At 71.1% G+C, this 22,657-nt stretch carries 19 protein-coding genes; 5 read left to right on the top strand and 14 right to left on the bottom strand.

The genetic code is table 11. From position 1 onward, the window contains the following. Positions 1 to 8: 8 nt before the first annotated feature. The 12 genes from HF576_RS12745 to HF576_RS12690 form a co-directional block, all read right to left on the bottom strand. On the bottom strand, positions 9 to 1,178 hold the full coding sequence (locus HF576_RS12745) for a M14 family zinc carboxypeptidase (RefSeq protein ID WP_343234268.1): 1,170 nt from the start codon (positions 1,176 to 1,178) through the stop codon (positions 9 to 11). Between the two features lie 135 nt (positions 1,179 to 1,313). Then, positions 1,314 to 2,273 carry an NAD(P)/FAD-dependent oxidoreductase gene (locus tag HF576_RS12740; protein ID WP_168913202.1) on the bottom strand — a complete coding sequence of 320 codons (960 nt, stop codon included), beginning with the start codon at positions 2,271 to 2,273 and terminating at the stop codon, positions 1,314 to 1,316. Then, positions 2,266 to 2,595, bottom strand: a complete 330-nt coding sequence (gene fdxA, locus HF576_RS12735; protein ID WP_168913201.1) for a ferredoxin — start codon at positions 2,593 to 2,595, stop codon at positions 2,266 to 2,268. Before fdxA ends, HF576_RS12740 begins: the two co-directional genes overlap by 8 nt. Further along, the gene (locus tag HF576_RS12730) at positions 2,592 to 3,995 is read right to left on the bottom strand and encodes an FAD-dependent oxidoreductase (protein WP_168913200.1); all 1,404 of its coding nucleotides are present in this window, start codon (positions 3,993 to 3,995) and stop codon (positions 2,592 to 2,594) included. The genes fdxA and HF576_RS12730 overlap by 4 nt, the downstream gene beginning before the upstream one ends. Then, complete coding sequence (cobA, locus tag HF576_RS12725) at positions 3,992 to 4,912, bottom strand: uroporphyrinogen-III C-methyltransferase (RefSeq protein WP_240948904.1); 921 nt, start codon at positions 4,910 to 4,912, stop codon at positions 3,992 to 3,994. Before cobA ends, HF576_RS12730 begins: the two co-directional genes overlap by 4 nt. Further along, entirely contained in the window at positions 4,909 to 5,880 is a 972-nt protein-coding gene (locus tag HF576_RS12720; protein ID WP_240948903.1) for an ABC transporter permease, read from the bottom strand. Before HF576_RS12720 ends, cobA begins: the two co-directional genes overlap by 4 nt. Continuing rightward, positions 5,870 to 6,721, bottom strand: a complete 852-nt coding sequence (locus HF576_RS12715; RefSeq protein ID WP_168913199.1) for an ABC transporter ATP-binding protein — start codon at positions 6,719 to 6,721, stop codon at positions 5,870 to 5,872. The genes HF576_RS12720 and HF576_RS12715 overlap by 11 nt, the downstream gene beginning before the upstream one ends. 1 nt (position 6,722) lies before the next feature. Then, complete coding sequence (locus HF576_RS12710) at positions 6,723 to 7,787, bottom strand: aliphatic sulfonate ABC transporter substrate-binding protein (protein ID WP_168913198.1); 1,065 nt, start codon at positions 7,785 to 7,787, stop codon at positions 6,723 to 6,725. A gap of 56 nt (positions 7,788 to 7,843) precedes the next feature. Further along, the gene (locus tag HF576_RS12705; RefSeq protein ID WP_240948902.1) at positions 7,844 to 9,208 is read right to left on the bottom strand and encodes a sulfate adenylyltransferase subunit 1; all 1,365 of its coding nucleotides are present in this window, start codon (positions 9,206 to 9,208) and stop codon (positions 7,844 to 7,846) included. Continuing rightward, positions 9,208 to 10,104 (bottom strand): sulfate adenylyltransferase subunit CysD, encoded by an 897-nt coding sequence (gene cysD, locus HF576_RS12700; protein WP_168913197.1) that lies wholly within the window; start codon positions 10,102 to 10,104, stop codon positions 9,208 to 9,210. Before cysD ends, HF576_RS12705 begins: the two co-directional genes overlap by 1 nt. A 140-nt stretch (positions 10,105 to 10,244) precedes the next feature. Then, positions 10,245 to 10,988: a phosphoadenylyl-sulfate reductase gene (locus HF576_RS12695; protein WP_168913196.1), complete on the bottom strand. Its 744-nt coding sequence runs from the start codon at positions 10,986 to 10,988 to the stop codon at positions 10,245 to 10,247. Then, positions 10,985 to 12,739 (bottom strand): nitrite/sulfite reductase, encoded by a 1,755-nt coding sequence (locus HF576_RS12690; RefSeq protein WP_343234267.1) that lies wholly within the window; start codon positions 12,737 to 12,739, stop codon positions 10,985 to 10,987. The genes HF576_RS12695 and HF576_RS12690 overlap by 4 nt, the downstream gene beginning before the upstream one ends. Positions 12,740 to 13,076: 337 nt before the next feature. On the opposite strand from HF576_RS12690, the gene HF576_RS12685 reads away from it, so the two are divergent. Continuing rightward, positions 13,077 to 13,655: a hypothetical protein gene (locus tag HF576_RS12685; RefSeq protein WP_168913195.1), complete on the top strand. Its 579-nt coding sequence runs from the start codon at positions 13,077 to 13,079 to the stop codon at positions 13,653 to 13,655. A 49-nt stretch (positions 13,656 to 13,704) separates the two neighbouring features. Here the strand turns inward: HF576_RS12685 and HF576_RS20775 are convergent, their stop codons facing one another. Then, a complete protein-coding gene (locus tag HF576_RS20775; protein WP_168913194.1) occupies positions 13,705 to 14,634 on the bottom strand; it encodes an FKBP-type peptidyl-prolyl cis-trans isomerase in 930 nt (309 codons plus the stop codon). 8 nt (positions 14,635 to 14,642) lie between these two features. Beyond that, on the bottom strand, positions 14,643 to 16,343 hold the full coding sequence (locus HF576_RS12675) for a peptidoglycan DD-metalloendopeptidase family protein (RefSeq protein WP_168913193.1): 1,701 nt from the start codon (positions 16,341 to 16,343) through the stop codon (positions 14,643 to 14,645). 272 nt (positions 16,344 to 16,615) lie between these two features. On the opposite strand from HF576_RS12675, the gene HF576_RS12670 reads away from it, so the two are divergent. The 4 genes from HF576_RS12670 (at position 16,616) to pstS (ending at position 22,563) form a co-directional block, all read left to right on the top strand. After that, positions 16,616 to 18,346 carry a protein kinase domain-containing protein gene (locus tag HF576_RS12670; protein WP_168913192.1) on the top strand — a complete coding sequence of 577 codons (1,731 nt, stop codon included), beginning with the start codon at positions 16,616 to 16,618 and terminating at the stop codon, positions 18,344 to 18,346. A 196-nt stretch (positions 18,347 to 18,542) separates the two neighbouring features. Then, positions 18,543 to 19,670, top strand: a complete 1,128-nt coding sequence (gene pstC / locus HF576_RS12665) for a phosphate ABC transporter permease subunit PstC (protein WP_168913191.1) — start codon at positions 18,543 to 18,545, stop codon at positions 19,668 to 19,670. Further along, positions 19,670 to 20,992: a phosphate ABC transporter permease PstA gene (gene pstA, locus HF576_RS12660; RefSeq protein ID WP_168913190.1), complete on the top strand. Its 1,323-nt coding sequence runs from the start codon at positions 19,670 to 19,672 to the stop codon at positions 20,990 to 20,992. Before pstC ends, pstA begins: the two co-directional genes overlap by 1 nt. 20 nt (positions 20,993 to 21,012) lie before the next feature. Further along, entirely contained in the window at positions 21,013 to 22,563 is a 1,551-nt protein-coding gene (pstS, locus tag HF576_RS12655) for a phosphate ABC transporter substrate-binding protein PstS (RefSeq protein WP_168913189.1), read from the top strand. The last annotated feature ends 94 nt before the right edge of the window (positions 22,564 to 22,657 follow it).

Raw genomic sequence — 22,657 nt, 5'->3', positions numbered from 1 at the left:
GATGCGGATCAGTCCGCGGGCAGGTAGATGCGCTCGGGGATGGCCTCGTACGCCTCGGGGTCGAGCGACTCGATCGACCCGTCGGCCACCGCCGTGATCAGGCCCCTGAGCCCGATCTCGACCTGCTTCGTCAGGAATCCGTTCCGCTTCTGACCGTCGGACTGGGTGTTGCTCGAGGTCTCGAAGAGGACGGTGGCGCTGCCACGCAGCGCGAACGACCCCAGCGCGGTTCCCGGCAGGTTGGTGTCCTGCGGGTACAGCGTCAGGTCGCCGAACGCGGATTCGCCCTGACCCTGCAGCGCGTCGTAGACCGCGACGTTGGCGCGGCGCGACGCGTCGTAGTCGAAGTTCGGCCAGTCGCCGAACTCGGACGGGTCGGCGATGAACCGCGCCGAGATCGACAGCGGCGACATGTCACCGGTGCCCTCCTGGGCGTAGCAGGGCCACTGGTTGTGCAGATCGACGAAGTAGTCGACCACTCCGAACTCGCCCTCGAGGCCCGCGTAGACGTCACGCACGGTCTGGGCCTCGGGCGTGATGTACCAGCCGGTGTCGGCGCTGTCGCCGGGGAAGTCCTCCGGCTGCGGCACGTAGTCGAGGTCGGGGTTGAAGTCGCGGTTGACGTCGAAGCCCGGTACGTCGGCGCGGTAGTTCCACGCCGGGTCGACGCCGGCCAGCTGCGGGAAGTCCTCGACGACCTCATCCCAGCTCATGTGGTTCTGTCGCGTGTCGCGCTCGCCGCCGTCGACGTTGAGGCGGGGGATCGCCACGATCGTGATGTTCTCGCGGATCTCCGCGGCGGCGGCCGTGTTGCCGCCGAACTCCTTCAGCAGCGACAGCAGCGCCTCGGTGCCGTGGTTCTCGTTGCCGTGGATCTGCGACTGGACCAGCACGACGGTGTCGCCCGTGCCCACGCGGGCCTGGTAGATCTCACGGCCTTCGTTGCTGAGACCGGCGACGGAGACATCGACGATGCCGCCGGTCGTGCTCTCGATCTGCTCGAGCTGCCGCGTGAGCTGGTCGTGGGTGACGAACGCCGACCGGTTGCCGGCGGACTCGGTGCCGCAGTGGGAGTTCACGGGGATGGCCTGGGCGGCCGGCACAGCGACGATCCCCGCGGTGCCGACCAGCACGGCGCTCGTGAGGGCGGCGAGGGTGATTCTTCTGCTTCGTTGCACGATGTCTCCAGTTCTGTATGACGTGGTCCTCACATGCCAGCGCATGGACTCCGCGCCTGGGAAGCATCCGCCCGGCTTCTCACTGAAGGTTCATGTTTATGCCGCGCCGAAATCGCGCGGCGCAGAGTGGGACGCTCAGTGCGCGGTGCGCACGCCCACGAGGTCGTGCACGAGCACGGCGGCGGCACGCGCACCCTGGCCCGCGGCGACGATGAGCTGCTGCGGACCGGGGGATGCGGCATCCCCCGCGGCGTACAGCCCCGGCACGGAGGTGCGGCCCGAGCGGTCTGTCTCGAGATTGCCGAACCGGTCGCGCTCGATGACGATGCCGCCGAGGAAGTCGAGCACCGGGTGCCACTGCGGCCGCACGAATCCGCCCTCGATCTCGACACGATCGCCGCCGGCGAGGCGCACCGCGCTGACGGCGCCCCGGTCGCCCTCGAGGTCCTCGATCGGCCGGCGCTCGACGATGATCCCGGATGCCGCGAGCTCGGCCTCCTCGACGGTGTCGACCGCGTCCGACCCGTTCGTGAAGACGGTGAGCCGGTCGGTCCACCGCGCGATCAGGCGGGCTCGCGCCGTCAGATCCGGCGTCTCGCCGATGAGCGCGAGCGCCTTGTCCTGCAGCTCCCAGGCGTCACACGCGGCGCAGCTGAAGATCGACATGCCGTAGAACGCGCGCAGGCTGGGGATCGGCGGCAGTGATTCGCGCAGTCCGGTGGCGATCACGACGGAGCGTGCCGCGATGGCGGGCGGAATGCCGGAACCCCGGCCCTGCAGCGCCGCGATGAAGCGGCCCCCGTCGCGGGAGTCCTGCTCGAGCAGCGCCGTGACCGAGGTCCGATCGAAGAAGCGGACCGTGGGGTAGGCCGACAGCTCGGCGCGGGCGAGCTTGCGCAGCTCGAGCGGCGAGACGCCGTCGCGCGTGAGGAACCCGTGCGAGCGCAGAGTCGCGGCGTTGCGCGGGCGCCCGGCGTCGACGACCACGACCGATGCCCGCGCGCGGGCGAGGTTGAGCGCGGCTGAGAGCCCGGCGGGCCCGCCGCCGACGATCACGACGTCCACCTCGGTGCCGCCGGCGAGCGCGTCAGGCATGGCCTTCTCCCTGTGGTGGCAGCGCGGCGATGATCGGGTGGTCGGTGGCGAAGACCCCGGACTTGGCGGCGCCGCCGGGCGAGCCGATGTCGTCGAAGAACTCGACGTTGGCCTTGTAGTAGTCCTGCCACTCGTCGGGCAGATCGTCCTCGTAGTAGATCGCCTCGACCGGGCACACCGGCTCGCACGCACCGCAGTCCACGCACTCATCGGGGTGGATGTACAGCGACCGCTCGCCCTCGTAGATGCAGTCCACCGGGCACTCGTCGATGCAGGCGCGGTCCTTGACATCGACGCAGGGAAGGGCGATCACATACGTCACAGGACCAGGGCCCCCGACCGCGAGATCCGCACCTGCTCGTCGCGCGGCACGACCTTGACGCGCTCACGCGTGTGCTGGTGCGCCGCGCCGAGTCCCCGCTCGTGGGCATCGAGCGCGAGCCAGCCGTCCCACGTCGTGTACTCGACCTCGCGCTCGTCGAGCAGTTCGAGCACGTCGCCGTCCACCGTGCGAGCGGGGACGGCGCCGTCCTCGACGTCGGCGACCAGGTGCGCGATCGTCTCCATGGCGTCGGACTTCGTGTGGCCGATGAGGCCCACCGGTCCGCGCTTGATCCAGCCGGTCGCGTAGAGGCCGGGGATGACGGGGGCCCCCGCGTCGCCGGTGACGACAGCATCCCGAACCCGTCCCTCGACGTTGGGCACGACTCCGGCGCGCTCGTCGAAGGGCGCGTCGACGACGGGCGTGCCGTAGTACCCGACGGCGCGGTACACCTGCTGCACGGCGATCTCGCGGTACTCGCCGGTGCCCCGCACCCCGTTGCCCTCGCCGGTCGGCTCGGTGCGCTCGAAGCGCAGGCCCTCCACGCGGTCTTCGCCGAGAACTTCGACCGGGGAGTGGTAGAAGTGCAGGTGCAGGCGGCGGCTGGCGCCCGACGCCTTGCGCGTGCGCCAGCTGTCGAGGATGCGCAGCATCACCTTGAGCTGGTTGTTCGCCGGCACCAGGCCTTCGAGATGGGCGAAGTCCTCGTCGTGCACGACGATGTCGACGTTCGGCACCTCACCGAGCTCGCGCAGCTCGATCGGCGTGAACTTGATGTCGGCGGGTCCGCGCCGTCCGAAGACGTGGACGTCGGTGACGGCGGATGCCTCGAGCCCGGCCAGCACGTTGTCGGCGATCTCGGTCGAGCGCAGGTCGACGGCGTGCTTGGCGAGCATGCGGGCGACATCCAGAGCCACGTTGCCGTTGCCGATGACCGCGACCTCGCGCTGGTCCAGCGGCCACTCGGTGGGCACGTCGGGATGCCCGTCGAACCACGCGACGAAGTCGGCGGCGCCGAACGAGCCGGGCAGGTCGATGCCCGGGACGTCGAGCGCGGCGTCACGGATCGCGCCGGTCGCGAGGATCACGGCGTCGTAGCGCTCGCGCAGCTCGTCCAGCGCGATGTCGCGACCGACCTCGACGTTGCCGATGAACCGCGTGGTCCCGGCATGCAGCATCTCGTGCAGCGAGTTCACGATGCCCTTGATGCGCGGGTGATCGGGCGCGACGCCGTAGCGGATGAGTCCGTACGGCGCGGGCAGCGACTCGAACAGGTCGATCGCGACGGCACCGCCCGCGGCCTGCACCGCGCCCGTCAGGATGTTGCCGGCGTAGATGCCCGCGGGGCCCGCCCCGACGATCGCGACGCGGAGATTCTGGAGGTTCGACGAGGAGGTCACAGGGTGCTCTTTCGTGAGAGGGGCTCGGCCGGCAGGGCGAGCGGGTCGTACGTTCCGGGCCTCAGGGTCGCGAGATCCCTCGGTGCGTAGGGACTGAGGCGCACGACGTCGCCCACGACCACGACAGCGGGCGAGCGGATGCCGCGTTCGGCGGCCTGCTGGGCGATGGTCGCGAGCGTGCCGATCGTGACTCGCTGCCGCGGCCCGTAGCCGTCCTCGACGACCGCGACCGGGCAGTCGGCGCCGCGCTCGCCGCGGGCCAGGGTGATCGCCGAGTGGGCGAGTGTGCCGACGCCCATGAGCAGCACGACCGTGTGGTCGCGCCCGCCGCCGAGCGCCCGGATCTGGTCGTGGCCGGTCGCGACGGTGAAGGCCGTCGCGACGCCGCGATGGGTGAGCGGGATGCCGGCGATCGCGGGTACCGAGACGGCGCTGGTGATCCCGGGCACGACCTCGACGGTCACTCCCGCCTCCTGGCACGCGGCGAGCTCCTCGCCGCCGCGCCCGAAGATGTAGGGGTCGCCGCCCTTGAGCCGCACGACGATCTTGCCCTCGCCCGCGAGGTGGACCAGAAGCGCGTTGATCGCGTCCTGCGGAACGGCGTGATGGCCGGGGCGCTTGCCCACGTCGACCACTTCCGCGCGCAGGGTCACGCCGTCGGCTGCGAGATCGTCGAGCACGGCACGCGCGCCGAGCCGGTCTGCGACGATCACGTCGGCCGCCTCGAGCGCGCGGAGCCCCTTGACGGTGAGGAGGCCGGCATCGCCGGGCCCCGCGCCGACGAGCCAGACCTTGCCTCCGTCTGCGTTCGAGGAGCGAGCGTAGCGAGACGAATCGTCCCGAGCGCGCGCGAAGGCTTGAGGCGTTTCGTCTCGTCGCAGGCGCTCCTCGCTCAACGGCTGGGGGTCGGTGGTCATCGGGCACCTCCGGTGAGGAGCAGGCCGCGGCGCTTGAGCATGCGACGCTCGAACGGACCGAAGAAGGCGAGCTCGATGAGGATGCCGATCGCGAGGATCACGATGATGGTGCCGAGCACGCCGGCGAGATCCGCGAGCTCGCGGCTCTGGTCGAGCATGGAGCCGAGGCCGAAGCCGATCGTGCCGCCGGTCGCGATGATCTCGGCGGCCATGAGCGAGCGCCACGAGAACGCCCAGCCCTGCTTGAGGCCCGCGAGATAGCCGGGCAGAGCGGCGGGAAGGATGACGGCGGTCGCGAGCTGCCACCGGGTGGCGCCGAGCACCGTGCCCACGCGCCGCAGCTGCGGCGGTACCTGGTCGATGCCCGCGATCAGGCCGTTCACGATGGAGGGGATCGCCCCCATCAGGATCACGAAGTAGACGGTCGCGTCCGAGAGGCCGAACCAGATGATCGCGGCAGGCACCCACGCCACCGACGGCAGCACCTGCAGGCCCGAGATGATCGGGCCGACCGCGCGGCGGATCGGCCGCACCTCGGCCAGCAGCAGTCCGATCGGCGTGCCGACGACGATCGCGATGAGGAAGCCGACGATGCCGCGCTCGAGGCTCGTGGTGACCGCCTCCTGAAGACGGCCGGCATCCCACGCGTCGCCGAGCGCGCCGATCACCGCGAGCGGGCCGGGCACGATGTCGGGCCGTGGCTGGGCGATCACGACGTAGAGCTGCCACACCACGATCAGCAGCACCAGGAAGACGATCGGAGGTACGACGCTCGCGGCGAATCGGCGCCAGCGGCCGGGTCCCGCCTCGGCGTCGGTCTGGAGGCGGTCGAGGCCGGCCTCGAGCGACCGGAGGTCGTCCGACGGTTCGGCCCGTTTCGTCTCGCTCGATCCTCGCTCGCTCAACGAGCCGGGCTCGTCGCTGCGGTCCTCGCTCAACGACCGGATGGTGGAAGCGTCACGCGGCATTGCGGCGGATCTCCTTCCGCAGCTGGTCGGTGATCTCGACCGAGAGGGCGGCGACCTCGGGCGACTCGATGCGCCGGCCGGTGGTCTTGGCGATCGTCCACTCGTGCACGATGCGGCCGGGACGGCTGCCCATCAGCACCACGCGCTGCCCGAGCCGTGCGGCCTCGCGGACGTTGTGCGTCACGAACACGATGGTGCGGCCGGTGGCGCGCCAGACCCGCTCGAGCTCCTCGTGCAGCAGGTCGCGCGTGATCGCGTCGAGCGCGGCGAACGGCTCGTCCATCAGCAGCACCGGCCGGTCCTGCGCGAGGGCCCGGGCGAGCGCTACTCGCTGACGCATGCCGCCCGAGAGCTCGTGCGGACGCTTCTCGGCGGCATCCGCCAGGTTCACGGCGTCGAGCAGCGTGAGCGCCTTCTCGCGACGCTCGCTTCGCGGCACGCCACGCAGGCGCAGCGCGAGCTCGACGTTGCGGCGCGCGGTGAGCCAGGGCATGAGCGCGGACTCCTGGAACATCACCGCCGACCCGGCCGGGGGCGTCTCGATGCTGCCCGCGGTCGGCCGGTCCAGGCCTGCGATGAGGTTGAGCAGCGTCGACTTTCCACACCCCGACGCTCCGAGCAGGCAGACGAACTCGCCCGGGGCGATGTCGAGCGACACGTCCTCGAGCACGATGGGGCCCGTGCCGAAGCGCTTGGAGACGCCGTCGATCCGCACGGCCGGTGGAGCCGGTGCGGCCGGGACGCGCACCGGCGTGAACCCGTCGAAGCTCGGGCTCAACGGCACGCCCGAGACCGGGGCAGCCTGCGCTGCCCCGGTCGCGGGTGTCGATCGCGATGCCATGTCAGTCCTCGCCGAGCCCGCCGGCCGAGACCGTCTCGGCGCCGTCGGACTCGAGCAGCTCGTTGAGCAGGCGCAGGTCGAACAGGCCCTCGATCGAGCCCTCCTTCTGCGTACCGGCCTGAATGCCGTTCTCGACGAGCGTCTCGAACGTCTCGGCGTGCGGGTCGACCGAGAAGGTGACGTGCTCGAGCGCGCGCACGATGACGGCATCGGCCAGTGGCTTGCCGGTCTCGGCCTCGATCGCGCCGTTGATCACGTCGGGGGCGTCCTCGGGGTTGTCCGCGATCCACTGCACGGCGGCGCGGTGACCCTCGAGGAGGTCGGCGACGGCGTCGGGATGCTGGTCGAGGAACTCGGCCCGCACGAGCAGCACCGTCGTGGGGAACGCGCCGTCCTCCCACAGCTCCGCCTCGTCCACGAGCACGTGCGCCCCGGCGTCCTCGATGAGGCGCGAGACCCACGGTTCAGGCAGCCACGCGCCGTCGAGCTCGCCCTGCTGGAAGAGTGTCAGCGTCTGCGCGTTGTCGGTCGGGGTGATCTGCACATCGCCGCCCCCGGACGTGTCGGTCTCGAAGCCCTGGTCCGCGAGCCACGTGCGCAGCGACACGTCCTGCGTGTTGCCGAGCTGCGGAGTGGCCAGAGTCGTTCCCTCGAGGTCGGCCAGGTCGTCGATGCCCTCGCGCACGACGAGTGCCGCGCCGCCGGTTGCCGCGCCGGCGACGATGCGCGCCGACTCTCCACCGGACTGGATGAAGGTGTTGATCGACGGATTCGGGCCGATGTAGGTCGCGTCGATCGCGCCTGCCGAGAGCGCCTCGATGGCGGCCGGCCCCGCGTTGAAGACCTGCGTCGTCACGTCGACGTCGCCGAGCGCCTCTTCGAAGAGGCCCTCCTCCAGGCCGACCAGGGCGGGTGCGTGCGTCACATTGGCGAAGTAGCCGAGCCGCAGCTCGCTGGCGGGCTCTGCGGTACCGCCGGGATCTGCCGAGGCGGAGGCGCAGCCGGCCATCATGACGGCCACGAGTCCCAGGGTGGTGATCGTCGTCGCAGTGCGGATGTTGTTCACGGTGTCGCCTCCTTCGTATGAGTGGTGCTGGTGGGGTGGAGCGGTGTGCGCCGGGGTCAGCGCACGATGCCGGCGGCGAGCGTCGCGCCGTCGGACGGATGGATCACGAGGAACGAGCCCCCGTGGCGGCTCGAGCGGTACGGCTCGAGCGGAAGGTCTGCAGCCAGCCGGATCCGCACGCGGCCGATGTCGTTGGTCTGCAGCGACAGTGCGGGTCCATCAGCCGGCGCCGGCTCGTGGGTGAGCCTGTCGAGGTCGTAGCGCGACTCGATCTGCGCGACGATGGCCTGCACGGTCGCGGTGCCGTGCTTGACGAGGACCCGGATGCCGGGGGTCAGTGCCCGCGCGTCGAGCTGGAACAGCTCCGCGTCGAACTCGCGCTGCGCAGCGGGAAGCGTTCCCGCCGCCACGACGAGCGCACCACGTGCCGTGTCGACGTCGTCGGCCAGCTCGAGTGACACGGATTGCGGAGCGAACGCCTCGTCGACCTCGGCGCCGGCGGCACGGATGCCCGTCACGGTGGTCGTGATGCCGGAAGGGAAGATCTCGACCGGGTCGCCGACGCGGACGACGCCGCTCGCGATGCGCCCGGCGACTGCGCGGTAGTCGCGCAGGCGCTCGGCCTCGTCGCCGGGGACGTCGGGAGCGAGTCCGCCCTGCGGCCGCAGCACGAGCTGGATCGGCAGGCGCAGCGGCTCGAGCTCGCGGTCGAGGGCGTCGGCACCGGGCAGCGTCTCGAGCAGTTCGAGCAGCGCCGGGCCGCCGTACCAGGGGGTCCGGTCGGAGCGGTCGACGATGTTGTCGCCCTCGAGCGCCGAGACCGGCAGCACGTGCAGGTCGCCGATGCCCAGCTCGGCGGCGACAGTGTGGGCCTGCGCCGAGACGTCGGCGAAGGTATCGGCAGCGAAGCCGATCAGGTCGATCTTGTTCACCGCGACGATCACGTGCGGCACGCGCAGCAGCGCGACCACCGCGAGGTGCCGCCGGGTCTGCTCGACGACGCCCTTGCGTGCGTCCACGAGGACCACGACCGCATCGGCCGTCGTCGCACCCGTGACCATGTTGCGGGTGTACTGCACGTGGCCGGGGCAGTCGGCGAGCACGAAGGAGCGGGCACCCGTCGAGAAGTAGCGGTACGCCACGTCGATCGTGATGCCCTGCTCGCGCTCCGCTCGCAGGCCGTCGGTGAGCAGGGCGAAGTCGAACTCGCCGTGTGCGAAGCCCCGGTCGGCCGAGGTGCGCGCGACCTGCTCGAGCTGGTCGGCGAGGATCGCCTTCGAGTCGTGCAGCAGGCGGCCGACGAGCGTGGACTTGCCGTCGTCGACCGAGCCGGCCGTCGCGAACCGGAACAGGGTCGGCTGCGTCGTATCGGTCGTTGAGCGAGCGGAGCGAGACGAAACGCTCTGAGTATCGAGAGACATCAGAAGTACCCGTCCTTCTTGCGGTCCTCCATGGCGGCCTCGCTGAGGCGGTCGTCGGCGCGGGTCGCCCCGCGCTCGGTGAGGGTCGAGACGGCGACCTCGGCCACGATGTCGGCGAGGGATGCGGCATCCGAATCCACTGCTCCGGTGCAGCTCATGTCGCCCACCGTGCGGTAGCGGACGGTGCGCACCTCGACGGTCTCGGTCTCGCGCGGCGGCGAGAACGGCCCGACCGGACGCCACATGCCGTCGCGCTGGTACACCTCGCGCTCGTGGGCGAAGTACAGCGGCGGCAAGGCGATCCCCTCGCGCTCGATGTAGCGCCACACGTCCAGCTCGGTCCAGTTCGAGATCGGGAACGCACGCACATGCTGCCCGGGGGTGTGACGCCCGTTGTACAGGCTCCACAGCTCGGGGCGCTGGTTGCGCGGATCCCACTGCCCGAACTCGTCGCGCAGCGAGATGATGCGCTCCTTGGCGCGCGCCTTGTCTTCATCGCGGCGCGCCCCGCCGAAGACGGCGTCGTGGCGGCCTGCAGCGATCGCGTCGAGAAGGGGGAGTGTCTGCAGCGGGTTGCGCGTGCCGTCCGCCCGCTCCTGCAGGCGGCCGTCGTCGATGTAGTCCTGCACGCGGGCGACTTCGAGACGGATGCCGAGGCGCGCGACGGTCTCGTCGCGGAACGCCAGCACCTCGGGGAAGTTGTGCCCGGTGTCCACGTGCAGCACCGGGAACGGCACGCGGCCGGGGGCGAACGCCTTGGTCGCGAGGTGCAGCACGACGACCGAGTCCTTGCCGCCGGAGAACAGCAGCACGGGCCGCTCGAACTCGGCGACGACCTCGCGGATGACGTGGATCGCCTCGGCCTCGAGGAGGTCGAGCGTCGACAGGGGTGTCACGCCCCGCTTCGTCTCGTCGCTGCTGCGTTTCGACTCGGTCGCTGCGCTCCCTTGCTCAACGACCGCCTCGCTCGACGACCGGGGGCTTTCGGTCGTTGAGCGAGCGAAGGGAGACGAAATGTCCTGAACGTTCGAGAGAGTCATACGTGCAGTCCGCATTCGGTCTTCGAGAGTCCGGCCCAGCGGCCGGACCGGGGGTCTTCGCCGGCGGCGACCGGCTTGGTGCACGGCTCGCAGCCGATCGATGGGTAGCCGTTCGACACGAGCAGGTTGACCGGCACGTTGTGCTCGCCGGCGTAGTCGAGCAGGTCATCGAACGTCCAGGCGGCGACGGGGTTGACCTTGACCAGTCCGTTGCGCTCGTCCCACGTGACCAGCGGCGTGTTCGTGCGGGTCGGCGCCTCTTCGCGGCGGACACCCGTGAACCACAGCTCGTACCCGCCGAGGGCGTCCTTGAGGGGTCCGACCTTGCGACGCTCGCAGCACAGGGCGGGGTCGCGGTCGTGCAGTTTGGCGCCGAACTCGGCGTCCTGCTGGGCGACGGTCTGTTCGGGCAGCACATCGACGATGCGCACATCGAGCACGCGGCCGACCTCGTCGCGCGTGTACCGCGTCTCGGCGAAGTGATAGCCGGTGTCGAGGAACAGCACGTCGACCCCCGGCAGCTGCTCGGCCACCAGGTGGGGCAGCGCGGCGTCTGCCATCGAGCACGCGACGGCCGCAGCATCCGTTCCGAAGTTCCGGGCCACCCACGCGACGACCTCGGCGGGAGAAGCCTCGTGATCGGTCAGGCTGCCGAGCTCGAGGTTGCCCTGTTCGGCGAGGGCCTTGAGCTCTTCGCGCGACCGCTTGACGGTCACGCGGGGCGCGAGTGACACGGTCACTGCAGGGCCTCCTCTTCGGCGCGGTGGGCCCATTCGGCGAAGGTCTCGTCGGCGGCGACGTCGCGGTCGGCGAGGAAGCGCCGCACGACACGGTCGACGTAGTCGGCGATGCCGTCGGCGGCGACCTTGAGACCGCGCACCGTGCGACCGAGGCCGGGGTCCTCCCGGTTCTGCGAGGCGAGCCCGCCGCCCAGGTGCACCTGGTAGCCGGGCACCTGCTCGCCGTCGATCGTGACGAGCTGGCCCTTGAGCCCGATGTCGGCCGTCTGGATGCGGGCGCACGAGTTGGGGCATCCGTTCACGTGGAGGGAGATGGGATGCGGCAGCTCGAAGCTCTTCAGACGCTCTTCGAGGTCGAGCACGGCCGCCGTGGCGTTGACCTTGGTCTCGACGATCGCGAGCTTGCAGAACTCGATGCCCGTGCACGCGATCGTGCCGCGACGCAGCAGACTGGGCCGGGCCTGCAGGCCGAGGGCGTCGAGCTCGGCGATCAGCGGCTCGACGTTCTCTTCGGGAACGTCGAGGATCACCAGCTTCTGGTGCGGCGTCGTGCGCAGCCGCGTCGATCCGTGCTTCTCGATCGCGTCGGCCAGCTTGGCGAGCGTCGGTCCCGAGACCCGGCCGACGACGGGGGTCACGCCGATGTAGAAGCGCCCGTCCTTCTGCCGGTGCACACCGACGTGGTCGCCTTGCGACTTCGGCTTCGGTGCGGCGGGGCCGTCAGGAAGGGCGTAGCCCAGGTACTCGTCCTGCAGCACCTGCCGGAACTTCTCGACGCCCCACTCGGCGAGCAGGAACTTGAGGCGGGCCTTGTTGCGCAACCGGCGATAGCCGTAGTCGCGGAAGATCTGCGTGACGCCGTGCCAGGCATCCGCCACCTGATCCGGCCGGACGAACGCGCCCAGGCGCTCGCCGAGGCGCGGGGTGGTCGACAGCGCGCCGCCCACCCACAGGTCGTAGCCGAGCCCGAGCTCGGGATGCTCCACCGCGACGAAGGCGACGTCGTTGATCTCGTGGACGACGTCCTGGCTGGGGTGGCCGGTGATGGCCGACTTGAACTTGCGGGGCAGGTTCGCCAGCGTCGGGTCGCCGATGAACCGCTCGCTGATCTCATCGATCTGGGGCGTCGGGTCGATCAGCTCATCGGCGGCGATGCCCGCGACCGGCGAGCCGAGGATGACGCGCGGCACATCGCCGCAGGCCTCGGTCGTGCGCAGGCCCACGGCCTCCAGGCGCCGCCAGATCTCGGGGACGTCTTCGACGCGGATCCAGTGCAGCTGGATGTTCTGGCGATCCGTGATGTCGGCGGTGTCGCGGCCGAAGTCCGTCGAGATGCCCGCGATCACGCGCAGCTGCTCGGTGGTCAGCTGCCCGCCGTCGATTCGGACGCGCAGCATGAAGTACTCGTCCTCGAGCTCATGCGGCTCGAGGGTCGCGGTGCGGCCGCCGTCGATGCCGGGCTTGCGCTGCGTGTAGAGGCCCCACACGCGGAAGCGGCCGTGCAGATCGGTCGGGTCGATCGAGGCGAAGCCGCCCTTCGAGTAGATCCTCTCGATGCGGTCGCGCACGCTCAGACCGTCGTCGACCTGCTTCCACTCCTCGTTGCCGTTGAGGGGCGTGGTGCCGTCGATCTTCCACTGGCCGTTGGGCTTGGACGAGGGGCGCGGCGGCCGGGCGGTCGCGCCACCCGGGCGCGTCGAGGCCGCCTCACGCCGCGGGGCGGGGCGGGGTTCGGTGTCGCTGATGGTCACGGTGGCCTCCGGATGACCCGGGCGTCCCCGGGCAGGACCCTATCGAGTCCATTCCGTGAGGCTAGAAGCGGCCGCCGGTCTGACCTACCCGAGTGTCAAGGTGCGTTAACCGCGGTAACGCGGCGTCACACAGTTGCGGCGATCGCCGGTTGCTGGACGGCGTCCGAGAAATCCGAGGGTGGCGCGAGCCGACACTGTTCCGTAACCGGACGGACAGCCTTCCATCCTGTGCGGCGGGCACGCATTTAACCTGCGGGGCCGAAGGTCTGACGTGGCGGCTGCGGTGCCGCCCGGGGTTTGGGGAGTTGCGCCGTGCGGCGCGGAAAAGAGTGGCGTGATGACGGATGTCGTCGCGATGGAGCCGGCCGCCAGTGTCGGGCCACGAATCACCTTCACGGTGTTCCGATCCTCCGACGACCCCATGCTCCGCTCCTGGCTGCGCTTCCGCTCGCCGCTCGTGGGGGGATCGACCCCCGACGACGTGCTGACGCTCGGGCGCGCGACCGCCGAGGATCCCGCGCGACGAGATCGCCGCGACGCGGCCGCTGAGCCCGGCTTCTGGCGCCTGCTCGCCTCGAACAACCGCGAGCTGGGGCGAAGCTTCCTGCTGTACCGCAGCTTCGACCATGCGCGTTCGCACGTCGGCCAGGTGCAGTCGGATCCGCAGGCCCTCGCGGTCGCCTTCGTGTCGGGGCCTCGCGGTGGATCGGGCGGCGGACCGCGCGGCTGGGTCGTGACGTTCGACGGCACGCCGGTCATGACATGCAGCCGCTGGTACGACTCGACGTCGGCGCGCGCCGCTGCGGCGACGGTGGCGCTCGCGGCTCTGCCCGCCGCGCACGTGGCCGAGACGCCGGATCGCAGCGGGCCCTCGGGGCGCTTCCTGCGCCGCGTCGAGGGCGCCGGCAGCCGGTAACGCGAGCGCACCCGCCGCACCGCCGCGGGCCTTGCGCCCTCGGGCCTGGCTACGCCGCGGGCGACGTCGCGAGGATGTCGACGACGAAGACGAGTGTCTCGCCGGTGAGGTCCTCGTCGTTGATCTCGCCCTCGCCGTAGGCGTCCGTCGGCGGGATCACCACGAGCACCTGCGACCCGACGGTCTGCCCCTCGAGCGCCTCCCGGTATCCCGCGATGAGGTCCGTCGTGACGACCGCGGTGGGCGATCCGGCGGCCCAGCTCGAATCGAAGACGACCCCGTTCGACCAGCGCACACCGGCATAGTGCAGCATCACGGTGTCGCCGGGCGCGACGGCCGGGCCGTCTCCCTTCTTCAGCACCGCGACCTCGGTCTCGGTCGGCGGCTCGCCGCCGGGCACGGTGACGGTGGGGACGCCGTTCTCGTCGAGGCTGACCTCGGGCATCCCCTCGACGGGCTCCTGCTCCGCGCCGGTCGCTCTGCCGGGCTGCGCGCCGAGCACGTCGAGCACCCACACGCTCGCCGCGTCCTGGTCGGTCTCGGGGACGGCGACCACCAGGCGCGATCCCACGGTCGCGCACCCGAGGAACTGCCCGACCGTCGCTGCGGGCACGGCGAGCGCGGATGTCGCGTCGTATCCCTGCACGCGGACCTGCTGCCCCGTGGCCGCGTCGAAGACCGTCATCGCGTAATCGACGAGGCTCGCGCCGTCGATGGGCTCACCCTCACCTTCGACGACCACGGTGCGCTCCGTGCTCGAGATCGTCAGCGGGGCGGCGAGGGTGACGGATGCCGGTGAACCGACCGGTCCCGTCACCGCGACCGCATCCGACACGGCGCCAGAGGGCGCGGCGATCGCGCAGAGGTCGACGGGTTCGGGCTGCGGCTCGACCGGCGTGTCGGTGCCGGCGGTGCAGCCGGCGAGGGTCAGCGTCGCGACGGCGACGGCCGACAGCACGAAGAGGGAGCGAGTGCGCACGGTGGGTCTCATCCGATCGAGTAGAGGACGGTGCCGACGCCGGGGATCGCCACGGCGTCGATCGGCCCGGTCACTGTCAGGTCGTAGGCATAGCGCGTCCACACGCGGTCGACGACGCGCGTCACCCCGAGCACGCCGGGTTCGGCGCTGACGGCGATCGGCCACCCGGCACCTTCGTACGTGGCTGCGAGCGGACCGGATGCCGGCAGGCCGGTGCCGGCGGCATCCCACCCGATGTCGCCCCGCGTGATCCGATGGACCTCGCCGTCGATGACCGTCATCGCCTGGGGGGCCGGGCCGTCGACATAGACGGCGTCGACCTGCACGCCGGTCTCGAGCCGCGTGTCGGTGATGTTCCACAGCCCGCCCTGGGCCGGAGAAAGGTGGTAGAGATAGCCGGCCTGCTGCAGCATCCCGTGCAGCCCGCCGCCGGGGATGGCGACCGCGCTCACCGTGCCCGAGAAGTCGTGGCCGGTCCAGGTCTTGGTCCACGCCGAGCCGTCGTGGGCGACGTGGACGAGCTTGCCGTCCTCGACGGCGAGCAGCTCGGGATGCTCCCCGCCGGTGTTCGCGCTCGCGAGGCTCGTCGCGGCGAGCGCGAGCCCCGTGTCGACCGCGGTCCACGCGCCGCCGGTCACCGAGACCTGGAGGAGCCGGCCGGCGTCGCTCACGAAGAGCTCAGCCGACTCGCCGCCCATGTCGACCGCGGTGAACACCTGCGACGTGACCGTGACGCCGGTCGAGATCGAGACGTAGCCGTCGGCGGTCGGCCGGATCTCGCTGAAAGGCAGGGGAGTGGGTGCGTCGGCGGCGGGGGCGGCCGTGGCTGCGGCATCCGCCACCGTACCCGCGCCGGTGAGGAACGCGATCGGGTCGATGTGGCGGCCGTCCTTCGTCACCTCGAAATGCAGGTGCCGGTCGAGCCGGTGCAGGTCGCCGCGCTGACTGCCGCCCATGAAGCCGATGAGCTGTCCCTGTTCGACGTGGTCGCCGAGCTGCACCAGGGGTGCCGTGGCGAAGTGAGCGTAGCGAGTCGCGAACCCGTCGGCGTGCGCGAGCTCCACCTGATTGCCGAAGCCGTGACGGTCGCGGCTGGTGGTGCCCCACGTGCCGTCGACGACGATGCCCGCCGCGACCGCGAAGATCGGCTGCCGCACTCCGCCCTGGGCGTCGATGCCCATGTGGCGGCGCGTCACGAGGCCGCGAGACTGCTCGCGCACATCGAGGTAGCGGGTGCCCGGCTGGTCGTTGTAGATCCATGGGTTCGTCGGGAACACCAGGCCGAAGCCGGCCGGCGCGGTGGCGTACGAGGGTGCGGCGGGCCCTGCCCCGGGCACGAGCCCCGGGAGGGCGGGCGTCCAGCCGCCGGGCGCGGGGTGCGTCGGCGACGAACCCGACGAGGGCGGAACGGATGCCGTCGGCTCCGGCGTCGGAACGACCGGCCCTGTCGGGGTCGGCACCGGGTTGACAGGTGCGGGGTCGCTCGGCGACGGCGACGGGGATGGAGACGGTGCCGGGTCGGTCGGTGCGGGCTCGGCAGGGGCGGTCTCGCCCGCGACGGGCTCGATCGCGGGGGGCGTCGCCTCAGTGCGCGCGTCGGTGACGGCATACGCGACCGACGGCACGCTCGCGCCCGTCGCGGCGACGGCGATCGCGCCGGCGAGCAGCAGCGCACGGCGGGCGGGTCCGAAACGGCTGTGCAGCTTCACGCCCCGACGATGCGGGGCGAAGGTTTCGTGCCGGTGTCGCATCGGCACAGTACGCGTGTCGCGCATGCGACCACGCCGTGCGGTCGCGTCGCCGTCGACGTGCGCGCCCTCGCCGGTAACCGGGCGGACACCTCTCGATCGGGTCGCGCGCGCCCGCCGTTCATGGCGACCCCTGACGCTCGTCTCACAGAGCGCTGTCGTAGTCCGCACCGTCGGCGCGGGCTTACTATCCGCGGAGGCTCGCGATCCTCGCGGAACCTGGGGAGGGCGGGATGGTCGATCCACCGGTGGCCCCGCGCGTCCTCTCGGGTCGCTACCGGCTCGGAGAGCTGCTCGGCACCGGCGGCTCGGCGTCCGTCTTCGCCGCCACCGATCAGCACAGCGGGGCGAGCATCGCGATCAAGGTGCTGCACCCCCACCTGTCGGAGCGACCCGCGGCGCGTGGGGCGTTCCTCGCCGAGGCCCGGCGAGCGAGGCCGCTGCGTCATCCGAACATCGTCGGCGTGCTCGGAGTCGGCGTCGACGAGAGCGGAGAAGCGCCGATCGCGTGGATCGCCCTCGAGCGCGCCGACGGCATGACGCTGTCGCAGCACGTCGCGGCGCGGGGCCCGCTCGCGCCGGCAGACGCGGTCGTGATGATCGACGGCGTCCTGCGTGCTCTCGAGGCTGCGCACGCGATCGGCCTCATCCACCGCGACGTCTCGCCGTCGAACGTGATGGTGGCGCCCGGCGACGCCGGCGCGCTCGACGCGGCCGGTGTGCGACTGCTGGACTTCGGACTGGCGGATGCCGCGGGCACGGCCGCGCTCGGAACCGACGACCTGCTGAGCGTCGAGGCCCACGGTCGCGCCGGCGTCATCGGCAACGTCAACTACATGTCGCCCGAGCACGTGCGCGGCCTGCCGGTGGACGCGCGCGGCGATGTGTATCAGGCCGGCGCGGTGCTCTTCTTCGCACTGACCGGGCGACCCCCGTTCCCACGCGAGACCACCGGGCGCACGATGCGCGCCCACCTCGACACGGCGCCGCTCGCGCCGTCGGCGCTGCGGCCAGGGATCCCGCGCGGACTGGACCGCATCGTCGTGAAGGCGATGCTGAAGGACCCCGGCGACCGCTACCCATCCGCCATCGCGATGCGTGCGGCGGTCGCCGCCGTGAACCCCGGCGCCGTGGATTCCGGTGCTCCGGTGCCCACGGCATCCATCCTCGCCTTGTCTGCGTCCGTACCCGACACCGTCACTCGCGTGCTCGGCCGCACCGTGGTGACGGCGGGCGCGAACGCCGCCGTATCGGCGGCGACGGGGCGATCACGCGGCGCGCGCCGGCCGCGGTCGCGGGCCGGCACATGGCTCGCGGCGACGGGTGGCGCGCTCGCGATCGGGATCGTGCTGGCACTCGCCGCCACGAGCGCTCCCATCACCTCGATCGAGGCGAATCCGTCCGCGGCACCGTCGGTGTCGCCGACCGCCATCGCGCCGCAGCCCGAACCGGAGCCGTCGACGTTCGAACCCGTCGTGTCGATGATGACGGTGCCCGCGCTGGAACGGCTCTCGGTGGCCGAGGCCACGCGCGCCCTCGCGGACGCCGGACTGGTGCTGGGCGCGGTGACACTCGTCGATTCCCCGTGGCCGCAGGACGTGGTGCTCGGGTCCGAGCCCGCCGCCGGCCGCAGGATCAGCGCGCGGGCGCCTGTCGCGCTGACCGTCGCGTCGGGATCGAACATCATTCCCGAGGTCGCGGGGCAGGACCGCGCGGCGGCCGTGGCGGCGCTGGAAGCCGCGGGCTTCATGCCCTCGTTCGCCACGCGTTCCGCGCCGGCCGACACGATGCCCGGGCTCATCATGGGCACCGCCCCCGCCGCGGGAGTCGGGCTCGCGGTGGGAGGGACCGTCACGATCCTCGAGGCCGCGCCCGAGCCCCGGCGACCGACTCCCACGCCCACGCCGACCCCGAGTCGTCCGGCACCGACATCGACGCCCACTCCCGGCGCCGGCGACGGATGACCGCCTCGCATCGCTCCTCAATACCCGCGACAGCCGTCCTTGGCCGGGTGGATGCCCCTCGTTCACATTGCGCGCTCACGCTGTCGTAGGCAGTGGGAGCCGTACCCGACTTCCGCTTCCATCCAGTCTTCAACTGCCTTTCCGCATTTGCACGAGGGAGACGCATGGCTGCTTCGTCGTGTCGCGGGGTGCTCGCATGAGCGTCGACCCGCCGACCGCCTCAGCGCCCGGCGGCGACGCGCCCGCCGAGGCGCCCGTCGAGGCACCCACTGCGGTGCTCACCGGCGAGCCGGCGGTCACGGACGAGACGGTGGTGCTGCCGCCCCCGCCCGCCCGCACCGTGGCCCGCCCTCGCGCCCTGACGTCGGCGCCGACACTCGCCGACCGCATCTTCCGTCGCACCGCGTTCGCGGCCGGCGGCATCACGGTCGCGATCATGCTCGCGGTCGGCCTCTTCCTCGCGCTGCGCGCGGGTCAGGCGCTCCTGCCGCCGGACGGCGTGGGCTTCAGCTTCCTGACGACGCAGGAGTGGTCGCCCGAGACGGGCCAGTTCGGCATCGCGGCCGTGCTCTTCGGCACGATCACGATCGCGGTGATCGCGATGTGCGTCTCGGTCCCGCTGGCCATGGGCACGTCGCTGCTCATCTCGGAGGTGCTGCGCGGGCGCCTCAAGCAGTGGGCGATCACGCTCGTCGATCTCATGGCCGCAGTACCCAGTGTCGTCTTCGGACTGTGGGGCGTGTACTTCCTGCAGGAGGCCATCATCCCGGTCTCACGCTGGATCTCGACCTACTTCGGCTGGATCCCCGTGCTGGCGGTGACGGATGCCGAGGGCAACGCCCTCACCGATGCGTCGGCGTTCACGTCGTCGGCCTTCATCGCGGGCATCGTCGTCGCGCTGATGGTCGTCCCGACGCAGACCTCGATCATGCGCGAGGCGTTCATGCAGGCGCCCTCGGGGGAGCGGGAGGCGGCCTACGCCCTCGGATCGACACGGTGGGGAATGATCGGCGCCGTCGTGCTCCCCTTCGGTCGCGGCGGCATCATCGGCGGCACGATGCTCGGGCTCGGCCGCGCCCTCGGCGAGACCATCGCGGTCTACATGATCATCTCGCCGATCTTCGCCATCAACTGGCAGGTGCTCAAGACCGGCGGCAACTCGGTGTCGGCGCTCATCGCGCTGCGCTACGGCGAGGCGAGCGAGTTCGCGCTGTCAGCGCTCATGGCCGCGGGCCTCGTGCTGTTCCTCATCACCCTCGTCATCAACTTCACCGCGTCGTCGATCGTCGCCCGATCGCGCTCGGGCGCAGAGACCGAGGCGTGATGACGCTCACCATCGAGCCGCCTCGCGCAGCGGCATCCGGAACCGCCGACGAAGGGTCTGCAGAAGCCGAGGGCTCCGAGTCGGCCGCGCGCACCAGCATCCCGGATCGATCGGCCAGCGAGATCGGCGCTCGCCGCCAGATCCGCTCGGCCCGGATGGACGATCGCTACGCCCTCCTGGGTGCAGCCGCCGGAGCCTTGGCGCTCGCCGCGCTGCTGTTCGGCTGGATCGCGCCGCTCAGCGGCGTCGTGGGATTCGTCGTGGTCGCGTTCCTCGCGTTCATCATCTTCTACGCGCTGCTGATCAGCACCACCGCTGACCGGCGCGAAGTCGTCGACCGGGTCATGACGGTGGTGCTCGCCAGCTCCGGCGTCATCCTGTTCAGCGCGCTGCTGTTCGTCGTCGTCTTCACGATGGTGCGCGGGTGGCCGGCGCTGATGAACGTCAACTTCTTCTTCCAGGACATGGAGTTCGCCGGGCCCCTCGACGGCCTCGACGTGGGCGGCATCGCGCACGCGATCGTCGGCACGCTCATCCAGATCGGCATCGCGCTGGCCATCTCGATCCCGCTGGGCATCGTCACCGCGCTGTTCCTCAACGAGATCGGCGGGCGCTTCGCGCGGTTCGTCCGCACGATCGTCGATGCCATGACGGCGCTGCCGTCGATCGTGGCCGGTCTGTTCATCTATTCGGCCTTCATCCTGGTGTTCACGAACCAGCGCTCCGGCTTCGCCGCGGCGCTGGCGATCACGGTGATGATGCTCCCCATCATCATCCGGGCGTCCGACGTCGTGCTCCGGCTCGTCGCGGGCAACCTGCGAGAGGCTTCCTACGCGCTCGGCGCATCGCGCTGGCGTACGGTGTGGCACGTCGTGCTGCCAACGGCGAGGTCCGGTCTCGTGACGGCGATCATCCTCGGCACGGCGCGCGGCATCGGCGAAACGTCACCGGTGCTGCTCACGTCCGGCATCACGAGCGCCATGAACACGAACCCGTTCGAGGGTCCGATGATCTCGCTGCCGCTGCAGGTGTTCACGTTCGTGGCGTCGCCCGAGCCGAACTTCATCGCGCGCGGGTTCGGTACGGCCGCCGTGCTCATGCTGCTCGTCGTCTCGCTCTTCGCGATCGCCCGTGTGCTGGGCGGACGCGGCGCCGGCGAGCTGTCGCCGCGCCAGCGTCGCGCTGCTCTGGCCCGTTCCCGCCGCGACGTGGAGCGGTTCGACGCCGCCGTCGCGGCCCGCACGATCGAGACATCCGGGTACGCCGGATTCGGCTACCAGCGCGACCCCCACTCCGCTCGTCCCCTGGAGGAATCGAAATGACCCGGCTGAACCGTCGCCGCATGAGCGTGATCGCAGCCTTCAGCGCGCTTCTCATCGTCGCAGGCATCGCGCTGCCGGCGCACGCAGCGACCTACGAGCCGATCACCGGCACCGGATCGACGTGGTCGCAGAACGCGCTCGACCAGTGGCGTACCAACGTCGCACAGAACTACGGCATGAGGGTCAACTACTCGGGCGTCGGCTCGACGGCGGGCCGACGCGATTACATCAACAGCAGTGTCGACTTCGCCGTCAGCGAGATCCCGTTCCAGCAGCAGCCCGAGGACGGCTCGGCGCCCGAGACCCCGCCGCGCGGCTTCGCCTACATGCCGATCGTCGCCGGCGGCACGGCCTTCATGTACCACCTCGTCATCGGCGGCAAGCGCGTCACAAACCTGCGCCTGTCGGGCGCCGTGATCACCAAGATCTTCACGGGCGCGATCACGAAGTGGAACGACCCGGAGCTCCAGGCCGACAACCCCGGTCTCGCGATGCCCGACAAGGCGATCATCCCGATCGTGCGGTCCGACGGGTCGGGCACGTCGGCGCAGTTCACGCTGTGGATGTCGAACCAGCACGGCGACCTGTGGCCGCACGGCATGAGGTCGCAGTTCCCCACCCCGGCCAACGGCAAGGCGCAGAAGGGCTCTGACGGCGTGGCGGGCTACGTCAAGCAGGGCTACGGCGAGGGGTCGATCACGTACGTCGAGTACTCGTACGCCATGGAGGCCGGCTTTCCCGTCGCGAAGGTGCTCAACCGCGCCGACTACTACGTCGAGCCGACGGCGGACTCGGTTGCCGTGGCGCTCATGAAGGCGCAGATCAACCCCGACCTGACGCAGAATCTGGGTGGCGTCTACAACGACGGAGACCCCCGCACGTATCCGCTGTCGAGCTACTCGTACATGATCGTGCCGACTGCGGTCGGCGGTACGTTCACCGAGGCGAAGGGAGCGACGCTCGGAACCTTCGCCAGTTACATGCTGTGCGAAGGCCAGCAACAGGCCGAGAACCTCGGCTACTCACCGTTGCCGATGAACCTCGTGCTGGCGGGCTTCGAGCAGATCCGGCGGATCCCTGGCGCAGGATCCGCGCCGGTGGACCCGAATACGTGCAACAATCCGACCTTCAAGCCCGGCGATTCGCCCAGCAGCAACCAGCTCGCCCTCACGGCGCCGCAGCCCGCCGACTGTGACAAGCGCGGGCCGAACCAGTGCACGACCGGCACGGCCGGCGCGAAGGAAGACACTCCGACGACGGGTACGGGCGGGGGCGGAGCGGCATCGAACGCGCCCGGTGGTGGCGGCGGCGATGCGGCCGGCGGTGCGGGCGGCGGCGATGCCGCGGCCGCGGGCGGCGACGGCGGCGCGGCCGTCTACGACGCCGACGGCAACCTCATCTCGGGCGACGGAGCCGTGGCGGGCGCGGCGGTGTCGTCACCGTTCACTGTCGAGCCGGAGGCATGGGGGTGGCAGCAGTCGGTCATGCTCGGCGCGGTGCTGCTGCTCATCGCGGTGGTCGCCGTGCCACCCTTCCTCTCGCCCCGACTCCCGCGGAAGGCTGGGCGATGAGCCGGCGAACCCTCCGCTCGTTGAGCCGGCGAACCCTCCGGTCGTTGAGCGAGCGAAGCGAGACGAAACGTCTCGAGCCAACCCACCACTCGGT

This window comes from Microbacterium salsuginis, from assembly GCF_012524205.1.
GTDB classification, from domain to species: Bacteria; Actinomycetota; Actinomycetes; order Actinomycetales; family Microbacteriaceae; genus Microbacterium; species Microbacterium salsuginis.
Note: the sequence above shows the minus strand (reverse complement) of the source record. Positions and strands in the feature narration are given on the sequence as shown.